The sequence below is a fragment of the Sphaerisporangium fuscum genome, from assembly GCF_018531465.1.
Taxonomy (GTDB): Bacteria; Actinomycetota; Actinomycetes; order Streptosporangiales; family Streptosporangiaceae; genus Sphaerisporangium; species Sphaerisporangium fuscum.
In genome coordinates this window covers 156,192-179,196 of sequence record NZ_JAHDTF010000013.1, presented here as the reverse complement: position 1 = coordinate 179,196, position 23,005 = coordinate 156,192, and the positions used below count along the sequence as shown (strand labels likewise).

Annotated in this window: 19 protein-coding genes, 3 tRNA genes and 1 pseudogene; 9 read left to right on the top strand and 14 right to left on the bottom strand. The window is 72.2% G+C overall.

The genetic code is table 11. The annotated features are described in order from the left end of the window. The first annotated feature begins 87 nt into the window (after nt 1-87). A complete protein-coding gene (locus KIK05_RS17385) occupies nt 88-1,971 on the top strand; it encodes an ABC transporter ATP-binding protein (protein ID WP_214411763.1) in 1,884 nt (627 codons plus the stop codon). A 24-nt stretch (nt 1,972-1,995) separates the two neighbouring features. Here the strand turns inward: KIK05_RS17385 and KIK05_RS17380 are convergent, their stop codons facing one another. The 4 genes from KIK05_RS17380 to KIK05_RS17365 all read right to left on the bottom strand — a co-directional run bounded on the left by KIK05_RS17380 (nt 1,996) and on the right by KIK05_RS17365 (nt 6,879). Then, nucleotides 1,996-2,367, bottom strand: coding sequence for an STAS domain-containing protein (locus KIK05_RS17380; protein WP_214411762.1), 372 nt, complete (start codon nt 2,365-2,367; stop codon nt 1,996-1,998). A gap of 132 nt (nt 2,368-2,499) precedes the next feature. Then, entirely contained in the window at nt 2,500-3,579 is a 1,080-nt protein-coding gene (locus tag KIK05_RS17375; RefSeq protein WP_214411761.1) for a sporulation protein, read from the bottom strand. Nucleotides 3,580-3,706: 127 nt separating this feature from the next. Next, on the bottom strand, nt 3,707-4,942 hold the full coding sequence (locus KIK05_RS48895) for a cytochrome P450 (RefSeq protein ID WP_308249965.1): 1,236 nt from the start codon (nt 4,940-4,942) through the stop codon (nt 3,707-3,709). A gap of 164 nt (nt 4,943-5,106) precedes the next feature. Continuing rightward, nucleotides 5,107-6,879, bottom strand: a complete 1,773-nt coding sequence (locus KIK05_RS17365) for a bifunctional metallophosphatase/5'-nucleotidase (protein ID WP_214411759.1) — start codon at nt 6,877-6,879, stop codon at nt 5,107-5,109. A gap of 240 nt (nt 6,880-7,119) precedes the next feature. Here KIK05_RS17365 and KIK05_RS17360 point away from each other — a divergent pair, with 240 nt between their 5' ends. The 4 genes from KIK05_RS17360 (at nt 7,120) to rnhB (ending at nt 10,902) form a co-directional block, all read left to right on the top strand. Beyond that, a complete protein-coding gene (locus tag KIK05_RS17360) occupies nt 7,120-7,860 on the top strand; it encodes an SRPBCC family protein (protein WP_214411758.1) in 741 nt (246 codons plus the stop codon). A gap of 245 nt (nt 7,861-8,105) precedes the next feature. Beyond that, on the top strand, nt 8,106-8,372 hold the full coding sequence (locus KIK05_RS17355; RefSeq protein ID WP_214411846.1) for a hypothetical protein: 267 nt from the start codon (nt 8,106-8,108) through the stop codon (nt 8,370-8,372). Between the two features lie 297 nt (nt 8,373-8,669). Then, nucleotides 8,670-10,061 (top strand): FAD-binding oxidoreductase, encoded by a 1,392-nt coding sequence (locus tag KIK05_RS17350; protein ID WP_214411757.1) that lies wholly within the window; start codon nt 8,670-8,672, stop codon nt 10,059-10,061. A 91-nt stretch (nt 10,062-10,152) separates the two neighbouring features. Next, on the top strand, nt 10,153-10,902 hold the full coding sequence (rnhB, locus tag KIK05_RS17345) for a ribonuclease HII (protein WP_214411756.1): 750 nt from the start codon (nt 10,153-10,155) through the stop codon (nt 10,900-10,902). A gap of 63 nt (nt 10,903-10,965) precedes the next feature. Here the strand turns inward: rnhB and KIK05_RS17340 are convergent, their stop codons facing one another. Beyond that, nucleotides 10,966-11,787, bottom strand: a complete 822-nt coding sequence (locus KIK05_RS17340) for an SDR family oxidoreductase (RefSeq protein WP_214411755.1) — start codon at nt 11,785-11,787, stop codon at nt 10,966-10,968. A gap of 468 nt (nt 11,788-12,255) precedes the next feature. Next, the gene (locus KIK05_RS17335) at nt 12,256-13,116 is read right to left on the bottom strand and encodes a LysR family transcriptional regulator (protein ID WP_214411754.1); all 861 of its coding nucleotides are present in this window, start codon (nt 13,114-13,116) and stop codon (nt 12,256-12,258) included. Between the two features lie 217 nt (nt 13,117-13,333). Here KIK05_RS17335 and KIK05_RS17330 point away from each other — a divergent pair, with 217 nt between their 5' ends. Then, the gene (locus tag KIK05_RS17330; RefSeq protein ID WP_214411753.1) at nt 13,334-14,578 is read left to right on the top strand and encodes an MFS transporter; all 1,245 of its coding nucleotides are present in this window, start codon (nt 13,334-13,336) and stop codon (nt 14,576-14,578) included. A gap of 15 nt (nt 14,579-14,593) precedes the next feature. Here KIK05_RS17330 and KIK05_RS17325 read toward each other — a convergent pair whose 3' ends face one another. Next, the gene (locus tag KIK05_RS17325; protein WP_214411752.1) at nt 14,594-15,085 is read right to left on the bottom strand and encodes a CBS domain-containing protein; all 492 of its coding nucleotides are present in this window, start codon (nt 15,083-15,085) and stop codon (nt 14,594-14,596) included. Between the two features lie 214 nt (nt 15,086-15,299). Between KIK05_RS17325 and KIK05_RS17320 the strand changes: the two are divergent. Together KIK05_RS17320 and KIK05_RS48890 are read left to right on the top strand one after the other, a co-directional pair. Further along, nucleotides 15,300-16,295 (top strand): annotated as a pseudogene (locus KIK05_RS17320) (AAA family ATPase); the annotation flags it as partial. Between the two features lie 118 nt (nt 16,296-16,413). Next, nucleotides 16,414-16,770, top strand: a complete 357-nt coding sequence (locus KIK05_RS48890) for an AAA family ATPase (protein ID WP_308249964.1) — start codon at nt 16,414-16,416, stop codon at nt 16,768-16,770. A 57-nt stretch (nt 16,771-16,827) separates the two neighbouring features. Here the strand turns inward: KIK05_RS48890 and KIK05_RS17315 are convergent, their stop codons facing one another. The 6 genes from KIK05_RS17315 to KIK05_RS17290 form a co-directional block, all read right to left on the bottom strand. Further along, nucleotides 16,828-17,217 (bottom strand): winged helix-turn-helix transcriptional regulator, encoded by a 390-nt coding sequence (locus KIK05_RS17315; protein WP_214411751.1) that lies wholly within the window; start codon nt 17,215-17,217, stop codon nt 16,828-16,830. A gap of 89 nt (nt 17,218-17,306) precedes the next feature. After that, nucleotides 17,307-17,864 carry an NADPH-dependent FMN reductase gene (locus KIK05_RS17310; RefSeq protein ID WP_214411750.1) on the bottom strand — a complete coding sequence of 186 codons (558 nt, stop codon included), beginning with the start codon at nt 17,862-17,864 and terminating at the stop codon, nt 17,307-17,309. A 223-nt stretch (nt 17,865-18,087) separates the two neighbouring features. Next, a tRNA-Val gene (locus KIK05_RS17305) sits at nt 18,088-18,162 on the bottom strand. A gap of 20 nt (nt 18,163-18,182) precedes the next feature. After that, nucleotides 18,183-18,253: transfer RNA gene (locus KIK05_RS17300), tRNA-Cys, on the bottom strand. Between the two features lie 30 nt (nt 18,254-18,283). Then, nucleotides 18,284-18,356 (bottom strand) — tRNA-Gly (locus tag KIK05_RS17295). Between the two features lie 111 nt (nt 18,357-18,467). Further along, entirely contained in the window at nt 18,468-19,127 is a 660-nt protein-coding gene (locus tag KIK05_RS17290; protein ID WP_214411749.1) for an ACT domain-containing protein, read from the bottom strand. Between the two features lie 131 nt (nt 19,128-19,258). Here KIK05_RS17290 and dusB point away from each other — a divergent pair, with 131 nt between their 5' ends. Then, nucleotides 19,259-20,374, top strand: coding sequence for a tRNA dihydrouridine synthase DusB (gene dusB / locus KIK05_RS17285; RefSeq protein ID WP_308249963.1), 1,116 nt, complete (start codon nt 19,259-19,261; stop codon nt 20,372-20,374). 39 nt (nt 20,375-20,413) lie between these two features. Here the strand turns inward: dusB and KIK05_RS17280 are convergent, their stop codons facing one another. Continuing rightward, on the bottom strand, nt 20,414-22,906 hold the full coding sequence (locus tag KIK05_RS17280; protein WP_214411844.1) for a DEAD/DEAH box helicase: 2,493 nt from the start codon (nt 22,904-22,906) through the stop codon (nt 20,414-20,416). Nucleotides 22,907-23,005 lie beyond the last annotated feature (99 nt).

The following is a 23,005-nucleotide window of genomic DNA, read 5'->3' as shown; positions in this document are numbered from 1 at the left end:
AGGTTGAGGTCTTAGCGTTCTGGGAGCGTCACCGGTGACGGTGGTGTTCGGCTTGGCTTACTTCTCCTGGAATGCGGTGGTGCCCGAATGAGCATGGAAATGACCGCCTGGAACTCCATGTACAACGCCATGCACGCGCAGGACGAGCGCTGGCCGTTCTCCAGGGCGACGCTGCGCCGCATCGGCGCGTTCGCCCGGCCGCACCGCGCGATGCTCGCCTGGTTCCTCGTGCTCAGCGTGGTGTCCGCGGTGCTCGCGGTCGCCGCGCCCATGCTGGCCGGCCGCGTGGTCGACGCCATCGTGCACCATGCGGCACTTTCGACGGTGCTGACCTCGGCCGCGCTCATCGCCGCCATCGCCCTGGCCGACGCGGGGCTCGGCCTGCTGACGCGCTGGCTGTCGGCGAGCATCGGTGAGGGCCTGATCCTCGATCTGCGGACGGCGGTGTTCGACCACGTCCAGCGCATGCCGGTGGCCTTCTTCACGCGCACCAGGACGGGCGCGCTGGTGAGCAGGCTCAACAACGACGTCATCGGCGCCCAGCGGGCGTTCAGCAACACCCTGTCAGGGGTGGTCAGCAACATCGTGACGCTCGCCCTCACACTGGCGGTGATGGTCGGCATCTCCTGGCAGGTCACCCTGCTCACGCTGGTGCTGCTGCCCATGTTCGTGCTGCCCGCGCGGCGGATGGGCTCGCGCATGGCGCGCCTGGAGCGGGAGGCGGCCGACCACAACGCCGCGATGGGCAACCAGATGACCGAGCGCTTCTCGGCGCCGGGCGCGACGCTCATCAAGCTGTTCGGCCGGCCCGCACGCGAGTCGGCGGAGTTCGCCATGCGGGCGCGGCGGGTGCGCGACATCGGGGTGCGCACCGCGATGGTGCGATCGGTCTTCCTCACGGCACTGACACTGGTCTCCGCCCTCGCGCTGGCCATCGTCTACGCGCTCGGCGGCTTCTACTCGCTGCAGGGCCGGCTCGAGGCGGGCGCGGTCGTCGCGCTCGCGCTGCTGCTCACCCGGCTGTACGCGCCGCTGACCGCGCTGGCCGGGGCCCGTGTCGAGGTGATGAGCGCGCTGGTGAGCTTCGAGCGGGTCTTCGAGGTCCTCGACCTCAAGCCGATGATCGAGGACAGGCCCGGCGCGCTGCCCGTCCCCGACGGCCCGGTGTCGGTGGAGTTCGAGGGCGTGCGGTTCGCCTACCCGTCGGCCGACAAGGTGTCGCTCGCGTCGCTGGAAGAGGTGGCGGGCCTGGACACCAGGGGCGGCGCCGAGGTGCTGCACGAGGTGTCCTTCCGCGCCGAGCCGGGGCAGATGGTGGCGCTGGTCGGCTCGTCGGGCGCGGGCAAGTCGACGATCGCCCAGCTGCTGGTCCGCCTGTACGACGTGGACGCCGGCGCCGTACGGCTGTCGGGCGTCGACGTGCGCGACCTGTCGTCGGACTCGGTCCGGGAGACGGTCGGCATGGTGACCCAGGACGGGCACCTGTTCCACGAGTCGGTGCGGTCGAACCTCACGCTCGCCCGGCCGGAGGCGAGCGAGGACGAGATCTGGGACGCCCTGCGCCGCGCCCGGCTCGACGATCTGGTCGCGGCGCTACCCGACGGGCTGGACACCGTGGTGGGCGAGCGCGGCTACCGGCTGTCGGGCGGCGAGCGGCAGCGGCTCACCATCGCCCGGCTGCTGCTGGCCCGCCCGCGGGTGGTGATCCTCGACGAGGCCACCGCGCACCTCGACTCCACCTCCGAGGCCGCGGTGCAGGAGGCACTGGGGGAGGCGCTCGACGGGCGGACCGCCGTGATCATCGCCCACCGGCTCTCCACCATCCGCTCCGCCGACCTCATCCTGGTGGTGGAGGACGGCAGGGTCGTCGAGCGCGGCACGCACGACGAGCTGCTGGCCGCCGGAGGCCGTTACGAGGAGCTGTACCGCACCCAGTTCGACCAGCGGCTCACGCTCGACGAGGTGGCGTGAGCGCCGCCCCGGAGCCGCGCGCGGTCAGGGAAGGGCACGGGAGGCGGCGCTCTCCAGCGGGCCGCCTTCCAGGGCCGCGGCCATCGTCGGGTAGATGTCGAACGCCGCCGCCAGCCCCGTCAGGTTCATGATTTTCTTGGGGGTCGGGCAGAGGCTGCACAGCGCGCAGGTGCCACCGCACCTGCGCGCCTTCGCGGAGGCGGTCACCAGCAGACGCAGGCCCGAGGAGTCGATGAAGCTCATGTCGGACAGGTCGAACAGCAGCCGCGGCCTGAACTCCCTGAGCGCCTCGTCGATGTCGGCGCCGAGGCGGGAGGTCTCGTTCCTGTCGACTTCGCCGATGACCGTGATGACGGTGAATCCGCGAAGGCTCTCGCGCCGTATCGTCAACGGCATCTCGACCTCCCCGAGGTGGGCACGCACCACCCGTCCCCAGTCTGTTCCTGCCGGACACCGGAGCACAAGGGTGTACACACCGTGAATGAGGCGTGCGGGCAAGTGTTCACCCGCACGCCTCGTCGGCTCCGGCTACCAGTCGCCGTCGTTGCCGCCGTCGCCGAAGTCGCCGCCCCCGAAGTCACCGCCGAAGAGGCCGCCGTCGTCGCCGCCGCGGTCGTCGTCCCCCTCGAAGAAGTCGCCGATCTCGTCGGCCACCTCGGCCGCCACCCAGCCGCCGACCAGGCCCGCCGCCCCCGCCGCCGCGACCGCTCCCCAGCCGGGGCCGCCGTGGCCGTGGTGGTCGCCGTGCCCGTGGTGCGGGTGGCCGTGGTGCTCGTACGCGACGTGGCCGTGGTGGTCGTACGGCCCGTGGCCCATCACGTGATGTCCGCGGTGGCCGCCGTGCGCCACGCCGTCGAGCCAGCGGCCGATCTCGGCCGCCCAGTCCATGCGCATCGCCTGCTCGTGGGTCACCTGGAACCGCCCCACGACGTCGTGACCGGGGCTGAACAGGCGGGCCCGCTTGTCGGCCTCCAGCACCACGTCGAGGCCGCCCGGGCTCGCGACGAAGGTGAGCTCGACCTCGTTGACGCGCCCGGCCCACTCGCCCGGCGGGTGGAACTCGATCTCCTGGTAGAACGGCAGTTGCTGGTGCACCCCGTGGATGTGGCCGGCCTCCAGGTCGGCGCTCCTGAAGTGGAAGCCCAGGCGCGCGAACGCCTCCAGCACCTGCTCCTGCGAGGGGAGCGGCGCGACCGACACCGGGTCGAGGTCGCCCTTGTCGACGGCCTTGGCGACCGAGAGCTCGGTGCGCACGCCGACCGACGCGCCGTGCAGGTGCCGGCCGTGGATCTCGGTGACCGGCGTCTCCCACGGCACGTGCAGCTGGAACGGGATGGTGCGGTACTCGCCCTCGCCCAGCAGGAACGGCCCCGACACATGGGCGTGGAAGAACTCCGTGGTGCCGGTGTGCTCGGCGTCGCCGGCCTCGATCTCCACGCGGGTGACCAGGCCCAGGGCGACGTACTCGATCTCGGAGGCGAAGTCGCCGCCCTTGACGCGCACCTCCCCGGTCAGGATCCCGCCGGGCCGCACCCGCGGCGTGGCCAGGACCGTGTCCACCGAGGGACCCCCCACACCCAGGGCTCCCAGCATCCTTTTGAAGACCACGGCTTCCTCTCCTGATGTGTCCGCGTGAGTAGATCGAACAGGCAACGTCCGGTGCGCCGCCGGTGGTTCCCGTCTCGACGCCGGACGCGTCGTCGCGGTCCGGAACCGGTGGCGCGGCGGGGCCGGCTCACCAGACGAGGTGGAGCGCCTCCGGGGACCGGTGGATCAGCGTGGGCTGCATGACGACGGGCTCGCCCGGCGCGAGCCGCAGCCCCGGCAGGCGGCGCGCCAGCGTCTCCAGCGTGACGCGCACCTGCTCACGGGCGAGCTGGGAGCCGGGGCAGGCGTGCACCCCGTGGCCGAAGGCCACGTGGCGGACCGGCCGCCGGGTGATGTCGAAGACGTCCGGCCGGTCGAAGCGCGTCTCGTCCCGGTTCGCCGAGCCGAATGCCACCAGCACCGACGCCCCGGCCGGCAGCTCGACCCCCGCGAGCGTGACCGGCCGCGCGACGGTGCGGTGGAACGCCTGCACGGGGGCGTCGAACCGGGCGGCCTCCTCGACGGCGGCCGGGGCCAGCTCGGGACGCTCGCACAGCAGCTCCCACTGGTCGCGGTGCCGCAGCAGGTTCAGCACGGCGGTGCCGATGAGCGCGGTCGTCGTCAGGTGGCCGGCGAGCAGGAAGTTGGCCAGGTTGGACACCACTTCGTTGCGCTGCTCGTCCGTCGGCTCCCCGTCACCGGGCGCGAGAGCGCGCACCATCTCGGTGATCATGTCGTCGCGCGGGCTCTCGCGGCGGCTTCGCGCGTAGCGGTCGAACACGTGCCGCAGCGCCGCCACCTCGCGCGCCGCCCGCACCTGCTCGTCCGGCGGCATCGGCTGGAACAGCAGCTCCTCGGCGCGGTGGCTGGCCGACAGTGCCTGCGGCACGTCGCCGGCGTCCAGCCCCAGCACCCGCCCGATCACCTCGCCGGGCAGCCGCTTGGCGTACGCCTCCACCAGCTCCACGCGGCCGTCCTCGGCGAAGCCGTCGACCAGGGCCTCGGCCCGCTCGTCGGCGAACGGCGCCAGCGCGGCGACGCGCGTGGGGGACAGGCCCTTGACCAGCGGCGCGCGGTACCGCTGGTGCGCCGCGCCGTCGCTGCTCACCACGGTGGGGGAGCCGCCGGGCGCCGAGGCCATCTCGGCCAGGGCGTGCGGCCCCGGCAGGACGTCCGGCCGCAGGACCCCTTTCGAGGAGAAGTCGTCGGGCCGCCGCAGCACCTCCCGGACGTCGTCGTACCGGCTGACCAGCCACGCGCCCAGCTCCGGCTCGTACACCACGCCGGGCGTCCGCCGCGCGCGGGCGTACACGGGGTACGGGTCGCGCCGGAACGCCGTGATCCCGCCTGGTAAAGCGGGCTGCTCGCTGATGGACCCCGTCACGGCGCCTCCCCGGAATCGGCCGACATCGCAGGCAGCCATGTTAGATCGATCTCCCGGCCGGCGTGTGACGCGATCGGGTGACGGGGCCGCGTCCTCGCCGCCGCGGCCGCCGCCCATGTGCGCGGACGGCCCGCCCGGGGACGCCGGGCGGGCCGCGGGGAGGGCTAGAAGACCGGGACGCCGGCGCGTACCAGCTTCCAGTTGGACTCGGCGAAGGTCGCCGGGTCGATGGTGCCGGCGACGGTGGCGTACTCGATCAGCGCCTGCCGGATCTCCACCTGGGCGTTGTAGACCACGGGCGCGGTCTTGACGTGCGGGAACCCGCCGCCGCCCGACTGCCTGTAGTTGTTGACGGCCACCACGAACTGCTGGTCGGCGGTCACGGGCCTGCCCTGGTAGGACAGGTCGACGATGCGCTGCCCGACCGGCTGGGAGATGTCGATGTCGTACGACACGCCGGACAGCTGGTCGTAGTTGTAGTCGGGGGTGCCCTGCGCGTTGGTGAGGGTGGCGAGGTCGATCGGCGCGCCGGGGGCCACCTGGGCGAAGTACTTCGCCGAGTACTCCAGGTAGCCCTTGATCTGCGCGCCGGTCAGCTTCACCCCGAGCAGCGTGTTGTCGTACACGTACAGGCCCGCCATGTCGCGCACGCTCACCGGTCCGGACGGGAAGACGGCGGTGCGGCTGAACGGCGCGGCGATCGACAGCACCGGCAGCGAGGCGTCTGCGGTGCCGGCGACGGCCTTGCCGACCAGGTCGGTCTGCACCTTCTGGATGTAGTCGAGGATCGGGGTGTCCTTGTACGGCGACTCGGCCGCCGACAGCTCCTCCTTCGACTGGGCGATGACCCGGTTGACGTAGCCGACCGTCTTGTCGTGCTGCTCGCGCATGAGCGCGACGATCTTCGGGTCCTCGGGGACGGTGTTGGTGTTCACCGTGGTGGAGGACTTGTCCGTGACGGTCCACCTGCCCTGCCGCTTGGCGAGGGTGAAGTCGACCACCGACAGGCGCTGACCCCACTTGCTCGGCTCGGTGAGCAGCACCTGCCGCCCGGTCGCCTTGTTGGTGACGAACCTCTGCGGGACGTCGTTGTGGGCGTGGCCGAACAGGACGGCGTCGATGCCGGGGACCTGCTCGGCGACGAGCGCGGAGGCGTTCTCGACCGGCAGGTCGGAGCCGTAGGACGAGATGCCGTTGTCGCCGGCGTGGGCGGTGACGAGGACGACGTCGGCGCCGAGCCCGCGGATGACGGGCACCCACTTCCTGGCGGTCTCGACCAGGTCGAGGAACTTCAGCTTGCCGTCGACGTTGGCCTTGTCCCAGATGGCGATCCCGGGGTTGGTGAGGCCGAGCACGCCCACCTTGACGGGCTTGTCGCCCGCGACCTTCATCGTCTTGATGACGAACGGCAGGTAGGCCGGCAGGCCGGTCCTGGCGGAGACGGCGTTCGCGCCGAGCACGGGGGCCTTCATCTGCTTGACCCAGGTGGCGAGCAGCGGCAGGCCGTAGTTGAACTCGTGGTTGCCGAGGGTCACCGCGTCGTACCCGATGGCGTTCATGGCCGTGGCCATGGGGTGGGTCCGCCCGGTCTCGGTGATGGGCTCGACCTTGGCGTAGTAGTAGTCCAGGGGCGTGCCCTGGATCGTGTCGCCGGAGTCGAACAGCAGCGTGTGGCCGACGCCGCGCTGGGCCCGGATCTGGTTGACGAGGGTCGACACCTTGGCGAGGCCGACGTCGTTGTGGGCGCTGTCGTCGTACTCGGCGTTCTTGAAGTAGTCCCAGTTCAGGGCGTTACCGTGGATGTCCGAGCTGGCCATCACGGTGATCTTCACCGTGTGGTCCGGCTGCGCGGAGGCAAGTGTGGCGGGTGCGAGCACACCGATGGCCACCGCGGCGGTGGCGCAGGCGGCGAGGGCCCGGCCGATTCTGGAACTCATGGCCCGGGACGGTAGCCGCGGTAGGTCACCCGCGGATCACGAGACACGCCCCGGTGAACTCTCTCTTCCCTGTTGACCTGCACGAACCCGTGCAGACTGAGCCGTCTCTCAGTCCGACAACTCGATCGGTCTTGACAAAAAAAGTGTTCGGTGAGAACGTTGAGTCAGGTCGAGATCGGGGCCGCGGGAAACCGCCCCGGGATCGGACGGACACGACGACACAGAACAAGGAGTCACGAGATGAGCCACCGTTTCGAACTGCGCAAGGAGATCGAGCTCAAGGCCGGCGCCGAGCTGGTGTGGGACGCCGTCGCCACCGGGCCCGGCCTGAACTCCTGGTACCTCGGCCGCAACGAGATCGAGCCCCGCGAGGGCGGCAAGGCCGTGCAGTTCTTCGGCGACTTCCCGGTGGAGGCAACGATCACCGCCTGGGAGCCGCGCAAGCGCTTCGCCTACCGCGGCGAGGGCGAGGGCGAGATGTTCATGGCGTTCGAGTTCGAGATCGAGGATCGGGGGCAGAGGGGAAGCGTGCTGCGGCTCGTACAGACCGGTGTCCTCGGCGAAGGCTGGAAGGAGGAGTACGAGGCGTTGAACAGAGGCTGGGACATGTATCTGCACACGCTCGACCAGTACCTGACCCACTTCCCGGGCCAGTTCGCGCTGGTGGTGTTCGCCGCCAGGCCGCAGGCCGGCGGTGAGGAGCCGGTGTGGACCCGGCTGCACCGCGCCCTCGGGCTGGAGGGCGAGGTGGTGCAGGGAGATCGGGTGCGGCTGACCCCCGAGGGCTTCGAGCCGGTCGAGGGCGTCGCCGACTACGTCGCCCCCGGGTTCCTCGGGGTGCGCAGCGGGGACGGGCTGTACCGGTTCGTCCAGGGGCTCCACGACACGGTGCTCGTGGGGCACCACATCTTCGCCGACGGCGCCGACCCGGCGAAGACCGAGCAGGCCTGGCAGGAATGGCTCGGCAAGGTGTTCGGCTGAGCCGCCGAGACCGTGACCACCACCCCGGGCGACGAGGAGGGTGGGACGCCGGCTCCACGGCGATCGCCGTCCTCGTCCCCCGCGCGGGTGGGCCCCCGAACAGCACGAAAGAGACAGTGAAATGACGCACGCGGCTGATGTCGTCGGTACGCCTTCGACCGCCTTTGTTTTCGGTAGCATCGGCGTAGGCGGTTACACCACGACGACTCCAGGCACCACCTGGGACTGAGCAAGGACGTGTGACGATGCTGGTCGAGCTGACGATGCGCCAGACGACGTCAGGCGCGCCGGCCGCTTCCCCGATCGACGGCATCCGCATCATGGCCCTGCTGCCCGACGGATGGCGCAAGGACCTGAGACAGGCCAACGGAGAGATCGTCATCCGCGTCGACACCGCCGACGAGTCCACCAGCGCGCAGATCGCGGCCATGGTGACCGAGGTGCTCACCGATCCGGCCATCAGCCACTGGGAGCTGCGCACCTGCCACGCCCTGCCCCCCGGCGCGGCGTAGGCCCCCAGGCTTCCACCCAGCGTTTCCCGACCGCGTACGGCCCCGCCGGACGCGGTCTTCGTCGTTCCGGCGCCCCCGCTCTCCCTCCGGGCCGTCGTCCGTCGCGCGCGCGAACTTCCTTCCGGCCGGATGTCGAGAACCGCTCACCTGATTCGACGTAGGGGTGAGGCGCCGTCCGGCCGAACAATCGAATGTCCTTGACAAGAAAGATTGTCGGTGGAAGGCTGCGGATGTCTCGAAGCAACGGTCATCCGAGGCCGCCGGCCAGGCGGGATTCGCACGAAGGGGGATATTCAGATGAGCGCTCAGGTGCAGCCGTACGAGGTCCGTTCCGTGACTTCCGCCGGGGACGACGGCATCGGGGCGGTCGGGCGCCGGCTCCGGCGAGGGTTCGGCGGGGCGCTGCACCTGCCCGGCGAGGAGGGATACGAGGCGGCGCGCCGGCCGCTGTTCCCGAGCATCGACCCGCGCCCGGCCGTCGTCGCCGAGGCCACGGGCCCAGCGGACGTGCGGGCGGCGGTGACCGCGGCGCGCGAGCACGGTCTGCCGCTCGCCGTGCAGGCCACCGGGCACGGCACGCACGTCGCGTGCGGCGGCGGCGTCCTGCTGAAGACCTCGGCGATGGCCGCCGTCATGGTCGACCCCGCACGGCGCGTCGCCCGCGTCGGCGCGGGCGCCCGGTGGGCCGACGTGCTCGCCGCGGCCGCCCCGTTCGGCCTCGCGCCGCTGTCGGGCTCCTCCCCGGCGGTCGGCGTCGTCGGCTACACCCTCGGCGGCGGGCTCGGATGGCTGGCCCGCGAGCACGGCTTCGCCGCCGACAGCGTGGTGCGTGCCGAGGTGGTCACCGCGGACGGCGGGACGGTGACCGCGAGCGCCGACCGCGACCCCGAGCTGTTCTGGGCGCTGCGCGGAGGCGGCGGCAACTTCGGCGTGGTGACCTCGCTGGAGTTCCGCCTGTACCCGGTCACGAGCGTCTACGCCGGGGTCGCGTACTTCCCGATCGAGCGGGCCGCCGAGACCCTCGCCCGCTACCGCGCCTTCGCCGCCGGGGCCCCCGACGCGATGAGCACCGCCGTCCTGCTGCGGCGCATGCCCGGCACCGAGGACGTCCCCGCCGCGGTGCGCGGCAGGCGGGTGCTGGCGATCAAGGCGATGTACGACGGGGACCCCGGGGACGCCGAGCGGCTGCTGCGGCCGCTGCGCGAGGCCGCCGGACCCCACCTGCTGGACGAGTTCCGGGTGACCCCCTACGCCAAGGCGGCCATGGGCGGCACGGCCTGCCGGCACCTCGACCTGTTCGAGGAACTGCCCGACCCGGTGATCGACGCCCTGGTCGAGGCCGAGGCCCGGGACGGCTCCCCGATCTCGGCCGTCGAGATCCGGCACTGGGGAGGCGCGCTGACCCGCCCGGCGCCCGACGCCGGCCCCGTCGGCGACCGCGCGACCCGCTTCTCCGTCATCGTCGACGCCCGGGTGCCCGACCTGGTGGAATCCCTGCGCCCGCACGCCACCGGCGGCTCGTTCCTCAACTTCCTCTCCGACCCGTCGAGGACCGCCACCGCGTACACCGCACAGGACCACCGGCGCCTCACCGAGGTCAAGCGCGCCTACGACCCCGACAACGTCTTCCGCCGCAACCTCAACATCGCCCCGGCCCCCGAGGCGTCGCGCAGGGCCGCCCGCGCGTGAGGCGGAGTGGCGTCCCCGTGCTGGGATGATGGGCCCGGTGATCGTACGGGGCCGGCCCGCCGGCCGGGGTACGGGGAATGGGAGGGACGTCATGAGCGAGGCGTTGCCCGGGCTCGAGGGGCCGGAGCGGGTCGCGCCGCGCCGTGCCGCCGGATACGAGATCGAGCAGGAGCTCCGCGCCGCCGGGGCCGTGCTGATCGCCGGCGTCGACGAGGTGGGCAGGGGCGCGTGGGCCGGGCCGGTCGTGGTCTGCGCGGCGGTCACCGAGCTCGGCCCGCCGCCCGAGCTGCCCGGCCGCGGCGGGCGTCCCGTGCGGCTGACCGACTCCAAGCTGCTGGCGTCCGCCCACCGCGAGGCGTTCGCCGAGACGCTGCCGGGCTGGCTCGCCGGTCACGCCTTCGGCGAGGCGGGCCCCGAGGAGATCGACGAGGTCGGCATGACCGAGGCGCTGCGCCGGGCCGCGGTGCGGGCGCTGGAGGGCCTGCCGGCGCGGCCCGACGTGGTGATCCTCGACGGCAAGCACGACTTCCTGGGCAGGCCCTGGCGGGTACGGTGCGAGATCAAGGCCGACCAGCGGTCGGTGAGCGTGGCCGCCGCGTCGGTGCTCGCCAAGGTGCGCCGCGACCGCATGATGGCGGCCGTCGGCGAGGAGCACCCGCGGTACGGCTTCGCCGGCAACGCGGGCTACCCCGCCCCCGACCACCAGCAGGCCCTGGCCGAGCTCGGGCCGACCCCGCACCACCGGCTGTCATGGTCCTACCTCGACGACCTGCCCCAGTGGCGGCATCTCAGGAAGCGCCGCGATCCGCTCGCCGGGTCGGGTCAGTTGTCGTTGCTGTGACGGGGACGTGCCTGCCGCTGCCGGGCAGGCGGGGACGTCCTCGCGTCGGAACCGGACGACGGCTCAGCTCGTGAAGTCCTGCCTGTGCTCCTCGGCCCACTGCTCGAACGTCCGTGCCGGGTGACCGGTCAGTTCCTCCACCGTCGGGAGGATCTCCATCGGACGGCCGTCGCTGTACTCCATCCAGTTCAGCAGCGCCTCGGCGTACCCGTCGGAGATGTACTCGGCCATCTCCCGCTTCCACTCCTCGCGGGTGACGCGCCTGATCTCGACGGCGCGACCCGTCACGCGGGCGAGGATGTCGATCTGCTCGGCCGCGGTCATCGACCGCGGTCCCGTCAGGGTGTACGTGCGCCCGCCGAGCCCGGGGTCGGTGAGCACGGCGAGGGCCGCCTCCGCGAGGTCGGCCTCGTGGAGGGGGTCGTTGTGGGCGCCGGGGAAGGGCAGGCTGACCGGGGCGCCCGACCTGATCGGCCAGGACCACGCCCTCGCGTTGCCCGCGAACGTGCCCGGACGCAGCACCGTGACGCGCAGCGGGGAGGCCTTGAGGATCTTCTCGACGTCGAGGTGGGACCTGGCGAGGAGGTTGGTCTCGGCGTCGGGGGCGAGGACGGCGGAGGAGGACAGCAGCACGACGTGCTCCACCCCCGCGGCCACCGCCTCCTTGGCGAAGGCCTCGGCGCCGGAAGCCTCGGCGTAGAGGAACACCGACGTCACGCCGGCCAGCGCGGCGGGGAACGTGGCGGGGTCGGTCAGGTCGCACTTGACGATCGAGGGGTCCGTAGGGGCGCTGGACGCGGCGCGTACGTCCAGGCCTCGCTCGCGCAGCAGGGTGACGAGGTGCCGGGCGACGGAGCCGCGGCCGCCGGTGACGAGAACGGTCACGGGAAGGGTTCCTTTCGGTGGGAGCCCGCGCGGCGAACCGGCCGCGAGAACGGCCGGTGCGCGGGCCTGGACGAGGGCGGCCCGGCCGCCGCACGGGCGGCGACGCCGGGGACGGCCGGAATGCATCGTGACGCAGATGCTGCATCACGAAGTTACTGTGTGGCGAAGTTAATTTGGGCCATGGAGGTGCCAGGTGTCAAGCCGGGGCGCCTGACACCGAACGCCGGGCCACCGCACCGCGACACCCACCTCCACGACCCCCGGACGACGGTGGCTCACCTACAGCGGACAACGACGGCAGCCCACCCGCACAACGGCGTCGGATTCGCCGTACCCCACCCCGCCGTCGCGGCGCCGATGAGGAGGAGCCGCGCCGGGCGGGGAGGCGGTGAGCTCCGAGATCAGCCTGGTGGCGGCGGGGTTCGTGGCCGCTGGGCGAGCGGTGTGGCTGATCGTCGAGCCGGGGGGTCAGGGGATGTGGTGGAGGAGGGCGGCGACGGCGGGGGTGGGCTCGCTGCGGGGGCGGACCAGCATGATCTTCCAGCTGGGCGCGTGCTGGGCGAACCCGCGAGTGGCCAGAGAGGGGAACCGGGCGGCGATCGACTCCGGCATGATGCAGGCGGCCAGCCCCTGACGGACGATCTCGGCCGCCGCCAGGATGTCGTTCACCTCGAAGGCGGCGCCCCGCTCGACGGCCGCCGCCCGGAAGGCGCGGTCGACCGAGTTGCGGATCGCCCAGCCGGGCCGGAACTCCACCAGCGGCAGGGCCGCCGCGTCCGCCAGCGTGAGCGGGCCCTCGCCCGCCACGGGGAACTCCGGCGCGGTCACCAGCACCATCTGCTCGCGCGCCAGCAGCCGCGTCGACAGCCCCCGCTGCTGCTGGCGGTCGAGCGCGACCACGGCGAGGTCGACCGTGCCCTCGCGCAGCCACTGCCGGATGTCGGCGACGGCCGACTGCCGCAGCCGGACCACCACCCCCGGGTGCTCCTCGCGCATGCGGGCCAGGGCCCGGTCGAGTCCCGCCCAGACGCCCTGCATCGTGCCGACCGTGATGTTCCCGCGCAGGTGCCCCCTGGCGACCTCCACCGCGGCGCGCGCCTGGTCGGCGGCCCGCAGTGCCGCCCGCGCGGCCGGCAGGAACGCCTCACCCGCGGGCGTGAGCGCCACCCGGTGGGTGGTGCGCTCGAACAGCTGGGCGCCGAGGTCGCGTTCGAGGGCGCGCACGGTGCTGGAGATCGCGGACTGGACGACGTGGAGGCGCCGCGCCGCGGCCGTGAACCCTCCCTCGTCGGCGACCGCGACGGCGACCTCCATCTGCCGCAGGTCCATGCCCCTCACTCCGCTGACACGTGGGGTCATCTCGTTGGGAGATGACAGTCTTCGCTGATTATCGCATCCAAGCAGGAATCACGGCCGCTGACCTCCACGTTCGAGTCCCCATGAAGGGCCGGAAGGCCCTCGGTCGGGCCCTCGCCGGGCTCGCCGGCCCCGCCGGCCCCGCCGTCGCCTCAGGGCGCTCCCGGGCCGCAGGAGATTGGACGAAGTGATGACCCTGTTCACGGCAGGCCAGGCCACGAAGGAACTTCCCGCGAAGGATGAGCCTGCGGCCTCGCGTCACCGTCTCGGGTTCTGGACCGTGGCGGCCGCGTTCACGCTGACCATGGCGTTCTCGACCGTTCCGACGCCTTTGTACCCGCTCTACCAGCACGTGAACGGGTTCGGCACGTTCATGCTCACGATCGTGTTCGCGGTCTACGCCCTCGGCGTGCTGGTCTCGCTGTTCCTGGCCGGGCACCTGTCGGACTGGTTCGGACGCCGCAGGCTGCTGCTCCCGTCCATCGCGCTGAGCATCGCCTCGGGGGTCGTGTTCGCGCTCGGGACGTCCGTTCCCGCGCTGATCGCGGGGCGGCTGCTGTCAGGGCTCAGCGTAGGCCTGCTGACGGCGACCGCCACGGCCTACCTGGACGATCTGCACCGCCGCGCGAGGCCGGGCACCTCCGGCACGCGGGCCAACGTCGTGGCGACCGCCGCCAACCTCGGCGGGCTCGGCCTCGGGACGCTGATGTCGGGCCTTCTCGTGGAGCACTCGTCCGGGTCGCTGCGCACGCCGTACCTGGTGTTCCTCGTCCTGCTCGGCCTCGGCGTCGTCGCGGTGCTGGTGGCCCCCGAGACGGTCGACCGTCCCGGCCCCCGGCCGCGGTACCGCCCGCAGCGGACCAGCGTCCCGGCCCACGCCCGGCGTGAGTTCTTCGGGGCGGCCATGGCGGCGCTGATCGCCTTCGCGGTCTTCGGGCTGTTCACCTCGCTCGCGCCCGTCGTGCTGAAGAGCCTGCACGTCGCCTCGCCGGCCGTCGCGGGCCTGGCCACGTTCCTGGTCTTCGGCTCGGCCGCCACCGCGCAGATCCTGCTGGCCCGCCGCCCCGCCCGTACCCAGCTGCTGCTCGGGCTGTCCCTGCTCGCGGCCGGGCTCGTCATGCTGACCGCCGCGATCTGGCTGTCCGCGGCCACGATGTTCCTGGCAGGCGGGGCCGTGTCCGGGGCCGCCGCCGGGACGGTCTTCAAGGGCAGCGCCTCCACGACCATGGCCCTGGCCGAGCCGCAGCGGCGCGGGGAGACGCTGACGGGCCTGTTCCTGGCGGCCTACCTGGGGCTGTCCGTCCCGGTGCTCGGACTCGGGCTGGCGGTGCAGCTGGCGCCCGTACGGGACGCCGTCCTCGTCTTCACCGTCGTCCTGCTGGCCGCGGCCGCCGTCGTGGCGCGCCGCCTGGTCAGGGCCGTCCCCGAGAGCTGAGCGCCGGGGCCGTTCTCAGAGCTCCTCGAACGGGGCGCCCGGCTGGGGCGGCAGGACCGGCTCCAGGTGGAAGAGCCCGGTGACCACGTTGGAGGGGCGCGAGGGCATGTCGCGTCCCGCGACCGCCCGCAGCACGTCGGTGGCCGTGATCAGCCCCTCGAGCCTCTGGGAGTCGCCGATCACGGGCACCACGTCGACGTCCAGATCGATCATCATGGCGGCCACCTCGCTGATCGAGGCGTCCGGCGGCACGTGCGGGCACCTGCGCCGGGCCAGCAGGCGCCCCACCCCCACCTTGGACTGCTCGGCCGGGCCGCCCGACCAGTGCTCGGCGATGTCCGCCTGTTTCAGCACACCGACGACCCGCGACCGCGAATCCACCACGGGCAGGTGGTGGATGCCGCCGCGGCGCATCAGCTCCCAGGCCATCAGGGGAGACTCGTCCGGCTTCACGGTGATGAGCATCCGGCTCATGACGTCGGCCGCGGTCATGCTCTCGAGCTTCATCGTGCCTCCTCCGGAGGGCGAGGGCGGTTCCGCCCGTCCACCTCATCGCACTACGCGGCGGCGGAGGGACGCAGCGGCCGAACGTCCCGCGATGGAGGGACCTCCGGCCCGACCGCGCCGGTCGTCCCGCCGTGGCCTGACGGCCTCGGGCCGGGGAAGGTAGGTATCCGGGGAGCGGAGCCCGCCGGGCGGGCCGATCGCGGGGGGACCACCGATGAGGCCGTGGGCGGAGATGAAGGAGACGCACGCCGGTGTCGTGCTGCTCCTCGGTGATCGCGCGTACAAGCTGAAGAAGCCGGTGGACCTCGGCTTCCTCGACTTCACCCGCCGGGAGACCCGGCGCCGGGTCTGCCGGGAGGAGGTCGAGCTGAACCGGCGGCTCGCCCCCGACGTCTACGAGGGCGTCGCCGACGTTCTCGGCCCCGACGGGCGGCCCTGCGAGCACCTCGTGGTGATGCGCCGCATGCCCGAGGAGCGGCGCCTGTCCACGTTGATCCGCTCGGGGGAGCCGGTGGACGACCACCTGCGGCTGGTCGCGCGGACGCTGGCGAGCATGCACTCGCGGGCGCGGCGCGGCCCGGAGGTCGACGAGCAGGGCGGCGCGGCGGCGCTGCGATCCCGGTGGACGGCGAGCTTCGACCAGGTGCGCGGGCTGCCCGACCCGGTGCTCGCCCCCGAGGTGGCCGCCGGGATCGAACGGCTCACGCTGCGGTTCCTCGACGGCCGGGGGCCGCTGCTGGCCGCCCGCGTGGCCGAGGGCAGGATCGTCGACGGCCACGGCGACCTGATGGCCGAGGACGTCTTCTGCCTGGACGACGGGCCGAGGATCCTCGACTGCCTGGAATTCGACGAACGGCTGCGCTTCCTCGACGGCCTGGACGACGCCGCGTTCCTGGCCATGGACCTGGAACGGCTCGGCGTCCCCCGGCAGGCCGAGCGGTTCCTGCACTGGTACGCGGAGTTCTCCGGCGACCCCGCGCCGCCGTCGCTGTGGCACCACTACGTGGCCTACCGGGCGTTCGTCCGCGCCAAGGTGGCCTGCCTGCGGCACGGGCAGGGGGCGGACGCCGCGGCGTCCGAGGCGCGTGAGCTGGCCGCGCTCGCCCTGCGCCACCTGCGGGCGGGGGCCGTCAGGCTCGTCCTCGTCGGGGGACCGCCCGGGTCGGGCAAGTCGACCCTGGCCGCCGCCCTCGCCGACCGGCTCGGGTACACGCTGCTGAGCAGCGACCGCGTCCGGAAGGAGCTCGCCGGCCTCGCGCCCACCCAGGCCGCCCGGGCGGCGTTCGGGGAAGGGATCGACGTACGGCGAGCTGCTGGCGCGGGCCCGGATGCTGCTCGGCCACGGAGAGCCGGTCATCGTGGACGCGTCGTGGACCGGCGCCGAGGGCCGGGCCGCCGCGGCGCGGGTCGCGGACGGGACCGCGAGCGACCTGGTCGCCCTGCGCTGCTCGGCGCCACCGGAGGTCACGGCCGGACGTCTGGCCGGGCGCGTCGGCGGGATCTCGGACGCCGGCCGGGCCGTCGGCGAGGCCATGGCCGCCGCGGCGGCCCCGTGGCCGAAGGCCGTGGAGATCGACACCGGGGGAGCCGTCGAGCGTGCGCTTGACCAGGCCCTTTCGGCACTGCGTCCCCCGGAGGAGCCGGGGCCCCGCCGCTTCCGCCGCCCGGTGATCGAACCCGGCTGAGCGGCGGTGGGCGGCACCGGGACCGTCCACCGTGCCGGCCGGAGCCGGACACGGCTCCTACTGGCGGGCGGCCTCGGCGTCGTCGTAGGCGGCGCGGGCGGCGGCGATCTTCTCGTGGTTGTTCTCCGCCCAGGCCGACAGGGCGCGGGTGGAGGCGAAGAGATCTTTGGCCAGGGACGTGGCCGTGTACTCGACCTGCGGGGGCACCGTGGGGTGCACCGTGCGGACGAGCATGCCGTCGCGTTCGAGGGTGCGCAGGGTGAGGGTGAGCATGCGGCGGCTGATGCCGGGGATCATGCGGTTGAGCTCGGCGAAACGGACAGGGCCTTCGCTCGCGGCCGCGAGGATCGCCAGCCCCCACTTGCTCCCGACCCGGTCGAGCGCGTCACGGAAGGCCGCGCACACGTCCGGCTCCACGCCGTCGGAAAGTCGGGACTCTGCCGGCATCGTGCTCCCTTTCCCGAGAGAACACGATTTTTCCACGTGAGCGGTCGTTCCGCCATCCCCGCCGGTCGGACGGCAGGGGGCCGCGCCGTTCAGGCGGAAACGGTGGCCAGCGCCTTCGACCAGGACTCGAGCTGGTCGAGCACGCGGTGCAGTTCGGATTCACGGATTTCGAGCGGCCCGAACTCGGGGTAATTCGGGAAATCCCCTGGTATCAGCAGCCCGAGTTGGGCGGAGACCGGAGCGATGCTCAACTCGACCGCCACCAGCTTCAGGTGCTCGACGGCACGCGCGCCGCCCGCCGCCCCGTAACCCACGAAACCGATGGCCTTGTTGCGCCATTCGGCGTGCACGAAGTCGAATGCGTTCTTCAATGCGGCGGGCGGGGCGTGGTTGTACTCCGGCGTGACCACGAGGTAGCCGTCGTACCGGCGGACGATCTCGGCCCAGCGCCTGGTGTGCTCCCCGGCGTACCGGCCGACGGCGGCCGGGATCTCCTCGTCGTAGAGCGGCAGGTTCTGGTCGGCGAGGTCGACGATCTCGTACTCGGCCTCGGTGCGCTTCGAGGCGATCCTGTGCGCCCACTCGGCCACGTTCCGGCCGATCCGGCCCGGCCGTGTGCTGCCGACGACAATGGCGATTCTCGTCATTTCCAGGTCCTTCCGATTCGGTTGACCCAGATGATTCACCGGTTCGCCGTAAGGAGGGAAGAAGGCACATTTCCCTCCCGTGGTTACGCGAATGTGCCTTCTGGCCAGATCCGCCGCCAGCCTGGACAATGGACATGAAAGGAGCTGAACAGGTGACCGTGCGCCTCGGCCGGACAAGCCGAAACCCCGCCTCTCGGAGGAGAAGCGGGGTCTGTGATCGGTGTGGTGGGCGATACTGGGATTGAACCAGTGACCTCTACCGTGTCAAGGTAGCGCTCTCCCACTGAGCTAATCGCCCTTGCTTTGATCTACGCGCCGAGGTGGAGACGGGATTTGAACCCGTGTACGCGGCTTTGCAGGCCGCTGCCTCGCCTCTCGGCCACTCCACCGGGCGAGGCCTCTGCGCGGAGACCTCTCCGAGCGGACGACGGGATTCGAACCCGCGACCCTCACCTTGGCAAGGTGATGCTCTACCAGCTGAGCCACGTCCGCGTGTCGTGCGGGGAGGTTGCCCTCCCTCGGCGACGAGAAGGAACTCTAGCGGGTTTTCCGCTCCGGTGCCTAACCGGAGGGCGATCGGCGGCGTCCGGGCCGTCGGCGCGCTCAGCGGGCGGGCGACCCGCGGAAGGTGCGGGCGATGCCGCGCTCCACCGCCGGCAGGGTCAGGAAGATCTCGAGGATGCGGGTGAGCCGGTGGACCTCGATGCGGTGGAAGGGCGGCCCCTCGGACCTGGCCAGCATGAATGTCAGCGCCAGCGGCGGCAGCGGCGCCGAGACGATGTGCAGCCCCGAGGGCAGGGTGTGGGCCTGTGGCCGGGGCGGCGTGATCGGCGGGAACGGGATGTCGTCCTTCGGGGCCCGCCAGCTCGAGTGCACCACCGCTCGCGGCGAGTCCTCGGTCGCGGCGGCGGCCCAGTCGGCGCTGAACAGCACCGGCAGCGAGTCGATCAGCGTGGCCAGGGCCCGGTCGCCGGCCGTGGTGATGTACTTGAGGATCTCCAGCTCGGGGTAGGTGCCCGGCGCCTCTCTGGTGCCCCAGACCCCTTCGACGGTGACGCCGGAGACGCCTTCGAGCCCGTGCAGCAGGTCGGCGCGCGGCGCCGAGTCGGGCCAGAACACCGTGAGGTCGTCCACGGCGCGCCCCTCGCCCCGCTCCAGCACCACGAGCTGGATGATGTCGGCCCCCGCCACTCCGAGGACGCGCGTGACCTGGCTCAGGGACCCGGGGCGGTCGGGCAGTGAGATACGCAACCTCAGCAGCATTCCGGGGCCTCCAACGTCGCAGGAAGCGGCACCTGATGCCAATCTAACCGCCCGCGCCGCCCCCGGTCCACGCGGGAGGGCCCGACCGGGCGGCCGGCGCGCCGGGTGCGGCGTTCGGGTAGAAAGGGCGGGTGAAAATCGGTGCGATCGAGGTCTGGCCCCCCGTGGTGCTCGCCCCCATGGCGGGCGTCACCAACGCGCCCTTCCGCACCCTGTGCCGGGAGCAGGGCGGCGGCCTCTACGTCTCGGAGATGATCACCACCCGGGCCCTGGTGGAGCGCAACGCCAAGACCATGGCCATGATCCGCTTCGAGCCCGGTGAGCGGCCGCGGAGCATCCAGTTGTACGGGGTCGACCCGGACATCGTGGGCAGGGCTGTCAAGATCATCGCGGAGGAGGGCCTGGCCGACCACGTCGACCTGAACTTCGGCTGCCCGGTGCCCAAGGTCACGCGGCGCGGAGGCGGCTCGGCGCTGCCGTACAAGCGCGACCTGCTGCGCCGGATCCTGCGGGCCGCCGTCGCGAACGCCGGCACGCTGCCGGTGACCATGAAGATGCGCAAGGGCATCGACGACGACCACCTCACCTACCTCGACGCCGGCCGCATCGCCGTGCAGGAGGGCGTGAGCGCCGTCGCCCTCCACGGGCGCACGGCCGTGCAGCACTACGGCGGCACCGCCGACTGGGACGCCATCGCCCGGCTCAAGGACGCCGTCCCGGAGATCCCCGTGCTCGGCAACGGCGACATCTGGAGCGCCGACGACGCCATCCGCATGACCGAGCGCACCGGCTGCGACGGCGTGGTGGTCGGCCGGGGCTGCCTGGGCCGCCCCTGGCTGTTCGGCGACCTCGACAACGCCTTCGAGGGGCGGCCCGAGCGGGCGCGGCCCACGCTGGGGGAGGTCGCCGCCACGATGGCGCGGCACGCGCGGCTGCTGGTGGAGTGCTTCGGCAGCGAGACCCATGGCGTCCTCGACTTCCGCAAGCACGTCGGGTGGTACCTCAAGGGCTTCACCGTCGGCGCGCAGCTGCGCCGCGAGCTCGCCACGGCCGGCTCCCTGGCCGAGCTGGGCGAGCACCTGGCCCGCCTGCCCGCCGACCAGCCCTGGCCGGGGGAGGCCGCCGACGGCCCGCGCGGCAAGTCCACCGCCCGTGAGCGGGTCCACCTCCCCGACGGCTGGCTCGACGACCCCTACGACACCCCCGCCGTCCCGGAGTCGGCCGAACTGGACACCTCCGGCGGCTGACCTTGGTTCCGGGGTGGGTCGGTGTGGTCGTGAAGGTGATCAGAGGCGGGTGAGGCCGGTCACGTGGATCACGGCGCGGCCTTCCTCGTCGGAGGCGGCGAGGTCGACCTGGGCGTCGATGCCCCAGTCGTGGTCGTCGGCCGGGTCGTGGATGACCTGGCGCACCCGCCAGAGCTCCTTCTCCTCCTCGATGTGCAGCAGCGACGGGCCACGGGCGTCGGGGCCGGTGCGGATCTCGTCGTGGTCCTCGAAGTAGGAGTCGAGCGCCTCCTCCCAGTCGATGTCGGCCAGCTCGTGCAGCTCGTCGTACTTCTCCAGCGCGGCGAGCTCCACCAGGCGGAACATCGCGTTGCGCACCAGCACCCGGAACGCCCGGTGGTTGCCGGTGACGGGCTTGGTGTTCTCCTCCAGGCCGGGGCGTTCGAGCTCCTCGGAGGGGTTCTGCAGCTGCTCCCACTCGTCGAGCAGGCTGGAGTCGACCTGGCGGACCAGCTCGCCCAGCCACTCGATGAGGTCCTGCAGCTCCTCGGTCTTCATGTGGTCGGGGACGGTGCGGCTCAGCGTCCGGTAGGCGTCGGCCAGGTAGCGCAGCACGGTGCCCTCCGAGCGGGCCAGCTCGTAGAACTGGACGTACTCGGTGAAGGTCATCGCCCGCTCGTACATGTCGCGCACCACCGACTTCGGGCTGACCGAGTGGTCGCCCACCCACGGGTGGCCCCGCCGGTAGGTCTCGTACGCCCCGAACAGCAGGTCCTCCAGGGGCATGGGGTAGGTGACCTCGGTGAGCAGCTCCATGCGCTCTTCGTACTCCACCCCGTCGGCCTTCATCTGGGCGACCGCCTCGCCGCGGGCCTTGTTGAGCTGGGAGTGCAGGATCTGCCGGGGATCGTCGAGCGTCGACTCGACGATCGAGACGATGTCGAGGGCGTACGTCGGCGAGGCGGCGTCGAGCAGCTCGAACGCCGCGAGCGCGAACGTCGACAGGGCCTGGTTGAGCGCGAAGTCCTCCTGGAGGTCGACGGTGAGGCGCGCCATGCGGCCGTACTCGTCGGGCTCGCGCAGCTTCTCGACCACCCCGCCGGCCAGCAGGGAACGGTAGATCGCGATGGCGTGGCTGATGTGCCGCCGCTGGGCCTTGCGGTCCTCGTGGTTGTCGGTCAGCAGGCGCTTCATGGCCGCGAAGCAGTCGCCCGGCCGGTTGATCACGGCCAGCAGCATGGCGTTGCTGACCTTGAACCGCGAGTTCAGCGGCTCGGGCTCGGCCTTCTGGAGGCGCTCGAAGGTCTCCTCGCTCCAGTTCACGAAGCCCTCGGGGGCCTTCTTGCGCACGACCCTGCGCCGCTTCTTGGGGTCGTCTCCGGCCTTGGCCAGGGCCTTCTCGTTCTCCACGACGTGGTCGGGCGCCTGGCAGACGACGTAGCCGAGGGTGTCGAAGCCCGCCCGCCCCGCCCGTCCGGCGATCTGGTGGAACTCGCGGGCGCGCAGCAGCCGGACGCGGTTGCCGTCGTACTTGCTGAGCGCGGTGAACAGCACCGTCCGGATCGGGACGTTGACGCCCACGCCGAGGGTGTCGGTGCCGCAGATGACCTTCAGCAGCCCGGCCTGGGCGAGCCGCTCGACCAGGCGGCGGTACTTCGGCAGCATGCCGGCGTGGTGGACGCCGATGCCGTGCCGCACCAGCCGCGACAGCGCCCGCCCGAACTTCGTGGTGAACCGGAAGTTGCCGATGAGCGCGGCGATCGCGTCCTTCTCGGACTTGGACGACATGTTGACGCTCATCAGCGCCTGCGCCCGCTCCATGGCCGCCGCCTGCGTGAAGTGGACGACGTACACCGGCGCCTGCTGGGTCTTCAGCAGCTCTTCGAGGGTCTCGTGCAGCGGCGTGGTGCGGTAGCTGTAGAACAGCGGCACCGGGCGGGTGGCCGAGCGCACCACGGCCGTCTCGCGCCCGGTGCGCCGGGTCAGGTCGGTCTCGAACCGCGTGACGTCGCCCAGCGTCGCCGACATCAGGACGAACTGCGCCTGCGGCAGCTCCAGCAGCGGCACCTGCCAGGCCCACCCGCGGTCGGGCTCGGCGTAGAAGTGGAACTCGTCCATGACGACCTGGCCGATGTCGGCCTCCGTGCCGTCGCGCAGCGCGATGTTGGCCAGGATCTCGGCCGTGCAGCAGATGATGGGCGCCGAGGCGTTGACGGCGGCGTCGCCGGTCATCATGCCGACGTTGTCGGTGCCGAAGATCGCGCACAGGTCGAAGAACTTCTCCGAGACCAGGGCCTTGATCGGGGCGGTGTAGAAGGTGCGCCTCCCGGTGGCGATCGCCGCGAAGTGCGCGCCCGCCGCGACCAGGCTCTTGCCGGACCCGGTGGGCGTCGAGAGGATCACGTTGTTCCCGGAGACGACCTCGATGAGCGCCTCCTCCTGCGCGGGGTACAGCGTCAGCCCGCGCTCGGTGTTCCATTCGACGAACGCCTCGAAGAGCGCGTCGGGGCCGGTGTCCTGGGGGAGGTGCTCGAGGAGGGTCACGCCTTCAATACTGCCGAAAGTCGCGAGGTGGTCGGTCCATCTCCGGGCGCGGGGATCGCCGTACGGCTCGCGCCGCAGCCCGAGGACGGCCCGCGTGAACGACGGCCC